The following is a 7,781-nucleotide window of genomic DNA, read 5'->3' on the forward strand; positions in this document are numbered from 1 at the left end:
GGTTCCATCCGCTTTCACACGAACTTTCACGTTGTAGTCGATCACGCGCTTCACAGGCACAAGCACCTTCATTGGCGTGTATCTCCCAGTTATGCCCACAAGGGGCGGTAATGCTCTCGCGACACGTTTACCGAAATGCTGCATGTGAAAACAGCGCAAAATCGTCACGTCCGGGTTCACGGACGTCGCGTTCTTTCGTTTTGACGGGGATTCTTTGCAAGAATGTTGCCGAGAGGGCTTAGAGCGGATGCACTTCGCCCATTGCGATCCGAGACAGACCGGAATCGGTTTTTAATCGCTTAAAATTAAAATGGTTCTGCTGAAGGGGCGCTAGGGCTAGCGATTCGCCCCCGGAATCCACAGCACATCTGCTTTCCCGCCATCATTCGACACGCGGGCGGCGACGAAGCACCAGTCGGACAGGCGGTTCAGATATTTGACGGCCACCGGGTTCACGTCCTCGACCGTAGCCAGTTCTGTCGACAGACGTTCAGCGCGGCGTGACACAGTGCGCGACAGGTGCAGGTAAGCGGCCAGCGGCGAGCCGCCGGGCAGGATGAAGCTACGTAGCGGTTCCAGCGCTTTGTTCATCGCGTCGATTTCGGCTTCCAGCCGGTCCACCTGTTCCTGCGCCATGCGCAGGGGCGGGTATTCAGCCTCGGCGTCTTTGGCCATGTCCGGGCGGCAGAGGTCCGCGCCCAGATCAAACAGGTCGTTCTGAATGCGGGCCAAGGCGGCGTCCATGTCGCCCTCGGCGTGCAGGCGGGCCATCCCGATGGTGGCGTTGGTTTCGTCCACTGTGCCATAGGCATCCACGCGCGCGTCATGCTTGGGACGACGCGAGCCATCGCCCAAGGCAGTTTCGCCCTTATCGCCGGTCCGCGTGTAAATCTTGTTCAGAACAACCATCAGTTTCCTCCACGCAGCCAGACGAACAGCAGGATCAGCGCGATGGCGACGGCTTGTGCCCCGATCCGCCAGCGCATCAACCGGTTCGAGTGTTTATGGGCAACTTTGCCCCCGACCCCAAACGACCCGATGCCTAGCATCAGGATGATCAGAACGGCAGCACAGGACAGCACTACGAGTATGAACAGGGGATCGTCGGCCATGATCTTTCTTTCCTTGGTGTCCGGTGTCAGATAGCCCCATTTCTCCGGTTTTGCGAGGGGCATTTGGGCGCACTCAGCCGTTCGGTGTCAGGCGATCCCCTGCGCGCGTCGAAAGAAGTCGCCTGCCGATGCCCGCGATATAGGTGGCTGTAGTGACATAGTATCGTGGCTTGGGTTTGGGGTGCTCCAGCGCGTGGATCAGCTTTTTGGTCACAGCCGACGGGGGCAGTTCGAACCTGTCCAGCTCGCCGCTGTCGTCATACAGGCGCTCGCGCAGTTTCGCATAGAGGTTCCGGCGCGGGCTGTTTTCCCAGTCGACCCAGCGCTCGAAATGCGGTTGGGCGTTTTCGCGGATCTTCGTCGTGACCGGGCCGGGCTCGATCAGGATGATGTCGATCGGCATCCCGCGCATCTCAAGCCGCAACGTGTCCATCAACCCTTCCAGCGCGAACTTGGTCGAGACATAGGCCCCACGCCACGGCAGTGCGGCGAAGCCCAGCACAGACGAGTTGTGGATCACGCGGCCATGCCCCTGCTTGCGCATCACGGGCAGGATCAGCCGGGTCAGGTGATGATAGCCAAAGAAATTGGTCTCGAAGATGGTGCGCAGGGCATCGGTTGGCAGATCTTCGACCGCGCCGGGGATGGCATAGGCGCCGTTGTTAAAGAGCGCATCCAAGGTGCCGCCGGTGCGTGACAGGATTTCAGCCACAGCTGCGTCCATGCTGGCCTCGTCCGCGTGGTCCAGGCGCAGGCTTTCCAGCCCCTCATTACGCAGCCGTTCGCAATCTTCTTCCTTGCGACAGGTGGCAAAGACGCGCCAGCCGCGTTTGGCCAATGTGTGGGCCGCGTCATAACCAATACCGGAGGAACATCCGGTGATCAGGATGGATTTCTGGGTCATATGTGTCTCCTGCCTCGCCGGGAAAGGGGTACGGGGTCGCCGTAGCGGGGGTCAACAAAAAAAGAGGCGCCACGAAGGACGCCCAGAGGAACTCTTAAGGGAATGGCCGCTTATTAAAGCTGCGGCTTCAGGAATTTCGAGGCGATGAATCCGCGCGTGCCGGTCTCGACCACTTTGATCTGGCTCCAGCCGTTGTCGGTCTGGCCGGTTTCAAGCACTTCGGTGCCGCGGGTTAGTCGTGAGACCACGCCGAATTTGGTCGAGGGACCACCGCGCATATTCACGGTGCTGCCGCTGACGAACAGAGTGGGGAAGCCCGCGTCGCCTGTGGCCGCTTCGGGCGCAGTGGGGGTCGGGGCAGGGGCGCTGGCAGCCATCAGGCGCGCAGCTGCTTCCGCTTGCGCGGCAGGGCTGGTTGGGTCGCCAACTTCGGCGGCGGCTTTAATCACAAGGCTGGTAGGTGCAGGTGCTTCGACGGGTGCTGCGGCAACAACAGGCACAACAGCGCTGACCGGCGTTTCCGCCAGCTTGGCCGACACGGCAACAATGCTGTCCTTCGTGACGTCTGGTTCGCGGCCGATCCGATCGGTTGGCAGACCGTCATCGCGTCCGTAATGCATCATGGCGACGCCCAACACGCCTATCGTCAATAATGACATACGAATAATACCCATAGTATCCCCCTTAAATCATCACCAGTTAAAATCTTGTGCTCAAAAATATCGCGGGGAATGTAATGTGAATTTCCCCCAATAAACCCGCATGGCAGCTTTACGCGAGTCTCCCTCAAGGATACACCAAACGCATGAATGACGTAACTGACAATTCCGAGATCGAAGGCAGCGAACTTGCCGAACCGCTGCGCCGCGCCATTGGTGATCGCTATCTTACCTATGCGCTGTCGACGATTATGCACCGTGCCCTGCCGGATGCCCGTGACGGCCTGAAACCTGTGCACCGCCGCATCCTTTACGCGATGAGCCGCCTGAAGCTGGCCTCGAACGGCAAGTTCCTGAAATCGGCCAAGATTTCCGGCGACACGATGGGGGATTTTCACCCGCACGGGGATATGGCCATCTATGACGCGATGGCGCGTTTGGCACAGGATTTCGCGGTGCGGTATCCGCTGGTCGATGGGCAGGGGAACTTCGGCAATATCGACGGTGATAACCCCGCGGCCAGCCGCTATACGGAAGCGCGCATGACCTTTGTCGCCGAGGCGATGTTGCAGGGTCTGGACGAGAACGCCGTCGATTATCGCGACAACTATGACGGTCGTCTGACCGAACCGGTTGTTTTACCGGCAGAGTTTCCGAATCTCTTGGCCAACGGATCGTCGGGCATTGCCGTTGGGATGGCGACCAATATTCCCCCGCACAATATCCCGGAGTTGATTGATGCCTGCCTGCATTTGATCAAGACACCGGATGTCCGCGACGACACGCTTTTGAACTATGTGCCCGGCCCGGATTTCCCGACCGGCGGGGTGATTGTCGAACCCAAGGAAAACATCGCCAACGCGTACCGCACGGGTCGTGGCTCGTTCCGGCTGCGCTGTAAGCACGAGATCGAAGAGCTGGGTCGCGGTCAATGGCAGATCATTGTGACCGAGATCCCGTATCAGGTTCAGAAATCGAAGCTGATCGAGAAGATTGCTGAGCTGATCCAGACCAAGAAGGTTCCTATCTTGGGCGACATCCGCGACGAAAGCGCTGATGACATCCGCATCGTCTTGGAGCCGAAGTCCAAGAACGTTGATCCCGAGCTTCTGATGGGGTTGATGTACCGCAACTCGGATCTGGAAACGCGGTTCAGCCTGAACATGAACGTGCTGATTGACGGGGTGACGCCGAAGGTGTGTTCGATGAAGGAGGTGCTGCGCGCCTTCCTTGATCACCGCCGCGATGTGCTTCAGCGACGCTCGCGTCACCGGATGGCCAAGATTGATCACCGTCTTGAGGTGTTGGAAGGCTTTATCGTTGCCTTCCTGAACCTCGACCGCGTGATCGATATCATCCGCTATGACGACGATCCCAAAGCCGCGCTGATGCGCGAAGATTGGGGCATCGAACATGTCCGCGCGATGTCGGAAGACGACTATGTCAGCCCCGCGCCGGGCGAGGGCGAGCTGTCCGAGGTTCAGGCCGATGCGATCCTGAACATGCGCCTGCGCAGCTTGCGCCGCCTTGAGGAAATCGAGCTGGTCCGCGAGCGGGACACACTGATGGAAGAGCGTGCGTCGCTTGAGGATCTTCTGGATAATGAAGACCTGCAGTGGGGCAAGATCTCGGAACAGCTGAAAGAATCGAAAAAGCTGTTTGGCAAGAACTTCGAAGGGGGCGCCCGCCGCACCCAGTTCGCCGAGGCGGGCGAAGTCGAAGAGGTGCCGCTGGAAGCCATGATCGAGCGCGAGCCGATCACCGTGGTCTGCTCGCAAATGGGTTGGATCCGCGCCATGTCAGGCCATATCGATCTGACCCGCGAGCTGAAATTCCGCGACGGCGACGGCCCTCGGTTTGTTTTCCACGCTGAAACCACGGACCGCCTGCTAGCCTTCGATTCCAACGGTAAGTTCTTCACCATCTCCTGTGCCAACCTGCCCGGTGGGCGCGGCATGGGCGAACCTCTGCGTCTGATGGTCGATCTGCCGAACGAGGCCGAGATCGTGGATCTGTTCATCCACCAGCCCGACCGCAAGCTGCTGGTCGCCTCGAACGAAGGCAATGGCTTTGTCGTCAATGAAAACGACGTGCTGGCCCAGACCAAGAACGGCAAGCAAGTGCTGAATGTGGGCGATGCGATCGCCAAGATTTGTGCACCCATCTCAGGGGATCACATCGCCATCATCTCGGAAAACCGGCGCTTGCTGGTCTTCCCGGTGGCCGAGATCAACGAGATGACGCGCGGCAAGGGTGTCCGGTTGCAGAAGTACAACTCGGCCCGTGGCAAGCAGGGGATCTTGGAGCTGGATGGCGGTCTGTCGGATGTGAAGACCTTCAATCTTGAGGAAGGTCTGTCCTGGCCCGCCACCGGGGACCGTACCCGCACCGAAAGCGATATGTCGCCGTGGTTGGGCAAGCGTGCCGGTGTCGGCAAGGCGCCGCCCCACGGCTTCCCGCGCAACAACAAGTTCGAGTGATCCGGTGTGCCGCCCAGCAATCTGACGATTTCATATGCAGGTGAAAAGGGGCCGGTCTTTTGGCTGGCCCTGCGTACCGGCATCCTGACGGTCCTGACCCTTGGGATCTATCGTTTCTGGGCCAAGACCCGCCTGCGCCGCTATTATTGGAGCGCCATTCGTCCCGGCGGTGCGCCTCTGGAATATGTCGGCGACCCGCTAGAAAAGCTCTTGGGTTTTCTGGTCGCCGTGGTCTTCATGGCCTTCTACATCGGGGTCGTGAACCTGATCCTGATGTATTTCAGCTTCGCGCTGCTCAACGCCAACTACGCCGCCTATGGGCTGAGTTTTCTGGGCCTGACCCCGATCATCTTTTTCGCGCAGTATCGTGCGCGTCGCTATATTCTGGCCCGCACCCGTTGGCGGGGCATCCGCTTTGGGCTGGAGCCCGGCGCGTGGGGCTATAGCTGGCGGTCGATGGTCCACTGGATCGCGACCCTTTGCACCGCGGGCCTGATGTGGCCGTTGACCACGCTCTGGCTGGAAAAGTACCGCGTCTCGCGCACCTTCTATGGCGATCAGCGCTTTGTACAGGGCGGTGCGAAAGGGATGCTGTTTGGGGCCATGCGGCATGTGTATTACGCGCTTGGGCTTAGCGTCGCTGCGACCGTGATGTTGGTGCTCTATGGAAACCCGGCTTGGGTGCTCGTGTATCTGCTGTCCGGTCCATGGCTGATTTACGGTTGGGCCTATTGGCGCGCCGAAAGCTTCAAGCGCATGACCGAGGCGAAACAGCTGGGCGAGATGCGTTTCACCGCCAATCCGCGCCCCGGGCGGATCATCGGCATCTATGCGCTGGGCGGACTGATGATGAATATTGTCATATTTGGCGTGTTTTTTGTGGCTTTTTTGGCCCTGGGACTGGTCGCTGGGACCACAGATCTGGAGAGTATCAACATTGAGGATATGGACGTGGCAACCACGGCGTTGGTTCCGGTCGTGATGCTGGTCTATTTCCTGTTCATCATCCTGACCCGCGCGATGACGCACGCATGGATCACGCTGCCCCTTGCCCAACACTTCGCCGAAGTGACCGAGATCGTGAACACACAGAACATCGCAGATATCGTCCAACGCGACCGTGACGAGTTCTCCGAGGCCGAAGGTTTTGCCGAGGCGCTGGATGTGGGGGCTGCGATATGACCGGGCAGGACGTGAACTGGGTCTTCGCCGATCTGGCGCGGGGCGAACGGGCCCATCTGACCCGTGTGCAGGTCGCCTGCTATCCCGAGGCGTTGGTTATTGGGATGCCCGATGGCGCGCAGATCACATGGTGCTGGAACACCCTGCGTCGTGTGCGCGATCAGGCGGACCGGCGCGTCATGGTGCTATTGCACAATGGGGACCCTTTGACGCGCCTCTATCTGGCGGATCAGGGGACGCAGGAGGTCGTAAGCCGCCATGCAAGATCGCTGGGCAAGCGCGATCATGCGACGCCCCTGTCCAAGATTTTGTTGTGGGCCGGCGGGGCTGTTGCTTCGGTCGCTGTGATTATTTTCCTACTGGTGCCGCTGATGGCAACTCAACTGGCAGAAATCCTGCCGCCCGAGGGCGAAAAGGCGCTGGGTGACACCACGTTTGAACAGATCCGAACCGCGCTGTCCGAAACTGGATTCGAGGGACGGTTGAGGATCTGTGATGACCCGGCAGGCACTGCCGCGATGCAGGCGATGTATACACGCCTGAATCCGGATGCGGACTTGCCCTATGACGTGCAAATCCACGTTCTGGATCACCCGATGGTTAACGCCTTCGCACTGCCTGGCGGGCGGCTGGTCTTCTTCCGGGGGCTTCTGGAAGAGGCAGATAACCCAGACGAAGTCGCCGCCGTTCTGGCGCACGAGATTGGCCATGTTGTCTATCGCGATCCCACCCGCGATGCGCTGCGCTCGGCAGGATCTCTTGGCGTGCTGGGGCTTCTGTTCGGGGATTTCGCGGGCGGCACCGTCGCCCTGTTCATCGCGAACCAACTGATCAATGCGTCCTACAGTAAAGCGGCCGAGGCACGGGCGGATGACTATGCCCACGGCTTGCTAGAGAAAGCGAATGTCTCGCCCGTGGCGTTGGGCACGTTCTTTGAGCGTTTGCATGAAGAACATGGCGATGCCGAGGGGATCGTGGCCCATTTTGCTTCGCACCCGCAGATGACTGACCGTATCTCTGCGGCGCAGGCTGCGGTGGATCCGAACCGCGACTATGACACGATTCTGGAGGCGCAATCGTGGCGCGATTTGCAGTCGGTGTGCGGTGGTCACGGGACCCCTCCGTCCAGCGGCGACGCACCCGCGAAAAAACCATGGACTCAGTCAGAGTAATTGGTGGCGGGCAGGGTGGCTCAAGTCTTTGGTAACCCGGCGAAAAAACAGCTGATGCGATTTGCCGCTGCGGGATCGCTACATTTCCTTGCCTCGGAATGCACGCAAGCCTTGATTTTCTTTCGCCAAACCTTTAGCTAGCGCGCGATATTGAACCACGGGGTCAGTGACCCCCCCAGACACGAGGCGTAGGGCTCATGGCTAAGGAAAAGTTTGAACGCGGTAAACCGCACGTTAACATCGGCACGATTGGTCACGTTGACCACGGCAAG

General features: G+C 59.6%; 8 protein-coding genes and 1 pseudogene. 4 read left to right on the forward strand and 5 right to left on the reverse strand.

The window, feature by feature from the left end; genetic code table 11:
• The 5 genes from G0Q00_RS15820 to G0Q00_RS15730 all read right to left on the reverse strand — a co-directional run.
• Positions 1-180: hypothetical protein (locus tag G0Q00_RS15820; protein ID WP_370458595.1), on the reverse strand; the 180-nt coding region annotated here is incomplete at its 3' end.
• 156 nt (positions 181-336) lie between these two features.
• Positions 337-909 carry a cob(I)yrinic acid a,c-diamide adenosyltransferase gene (locus tag G0Q00_RS15715; RefSeq protein WP_163041073.1) on the reverse strand — a complete coding sequence of 191 codons (573 nt, stop codon included), beginning with the start codon at positions 907-909 and terminating at the stop codon, positions 337-339.
• On the reverse strand, positions 909-1,112 hold the full coding sequence (locus G0Q00_RS15720; RefSeq protein ID WP_133486108.1) for a twin transmembrane helix small protein: 204 nt from the start codon (positions 1,110-1,112) through the stop codon (positions 909-911). The genes G0Q00_RS15715 and G0Q00_RS15720 overlap by 1 nt, the downstream gene beginning before the upstream one ends.
• Positions 1,113-1,185: 73 nt before the next feature.
• Positions 1,186-2,016, reverse strand: a complete 831-nt coding sequence (locus tag G0Q00_RS15725) for an SDR family NAD(P)-dependent oxidoreductase (RefSeq protein ID WP_163041075.1) — start codon at positions 2,014-2,016, stop codon at positions 1,186-1,188.
• A 113-nt stretch (positions 2,017-2,129) separates the two neighbouring features.
• Positions 2,130-2,690, reverse strand: coding sequence for an SH3 domain-containing protein (locus G0Q00_RS15730; RefSeq protein WP_163041077.1), 561 nt, complete (start codon positions 2,688-2,690; stop codon positions 2,130-2,132).
• Positions 2,691-2,821: 131 nt separating this feature from the next.
• On the opposite strand from G0Q00_RS15730, the gene parC reads away from it, so the two are divergent.
• The 4 genes and pseudogenes from parC to G0Q00_RS15750 all read left to right on the forward strand — a co-directional run.
• A complete protein-coding gene (gene parC, locus G0Q00_RS15735; protein ID WP_163041079.1) occupies positions 2,822-5,155 on the forward strand; it encodes a DNA topoisomerase IV subunit A in 2,334 nt (777 codons plus the stop codon).
• 6 nt (positions 5,156-5,161) lie between these two features.
• Positions 5,162-6,337, forward strand: a complete 1,176-nt coding sequence (locus tag G0Q00_RS15740) for a DUF898 family protein (protein ID WP_163041081.1) — start codon at positions 5,162-5,164, stop codon at positions 6,335-6,337.
• Entirely contained in the window at positions 6,334-7,509 is a 1,176-nt protein-coding gene (locus tag G0Q00_RS15745) for a M48 family metallopeptidase (protein WP_163041082.1), read from the forward strand. The genes G0Q00_RS15740 and G0Q00_RS15745 overlap by 4 nt, the downstream gene beginning before the upstream one ends.
• A gap of 197 nt (positions 7,510-7,706) precedes the next feature.
• Positions 7,707-7,781, forward strand: a pseudogene (locus G0Q00_RS15750) (elongation factor Tu); the annotation flags it as partial.

Source organism: Aliiroseovarius sp. PrR006, assembly GCF_010500215.1.
GTDB lineage: Bacteria > Pseudomonadota > Alphaproteobacteria > Rhodobacterales > Rhodobacteraceae > Aliiroseovarius.

Coding starts and splice junctions, on each gene's coding strand:
- G0Q00_RS15715 (WP_163041073.1), bottom strand. CDS start 909: ATGGTTGTTCTGAACAAGATTTACACGCGGACCGGCGATAAGGGCGAA.
- G0Q00_RS15720 (WP_133486108.1), bottom strand. CDS start 1,112: ATGGCCGACGATCCCCTGTTCATACTCGTAGTGCTGTCCTGTGCTGCC.
- G0Q00_RS15725 (WP_163041075.1), bottom strand. CDS start 2,016: ATGACCCAGAAATCCATCCTGATCACCGGATGTTCCTCCGGTATTGGT.
- G0Q00_RS15730 (WP_163041077.1), bottom strand. CDS start 2,690: ATGGGTATTATTCGTATGTCATTATTGACGATAGGCGTGTTGGGCGTC.
- parC (WP_163041079.1), top strand. CDS start 2,822: ATGAATGACGTAACTGACAATTCCGAGATCGAAGGCAGCGAACTTGCC.
- G0Q00_RS15745 (WP_163041082.1), top strand. CDS start 6,334: ATGACCGGGCAGGACGTGAACTGGGTCTTCGCCGATCTGGCGCGGGGC.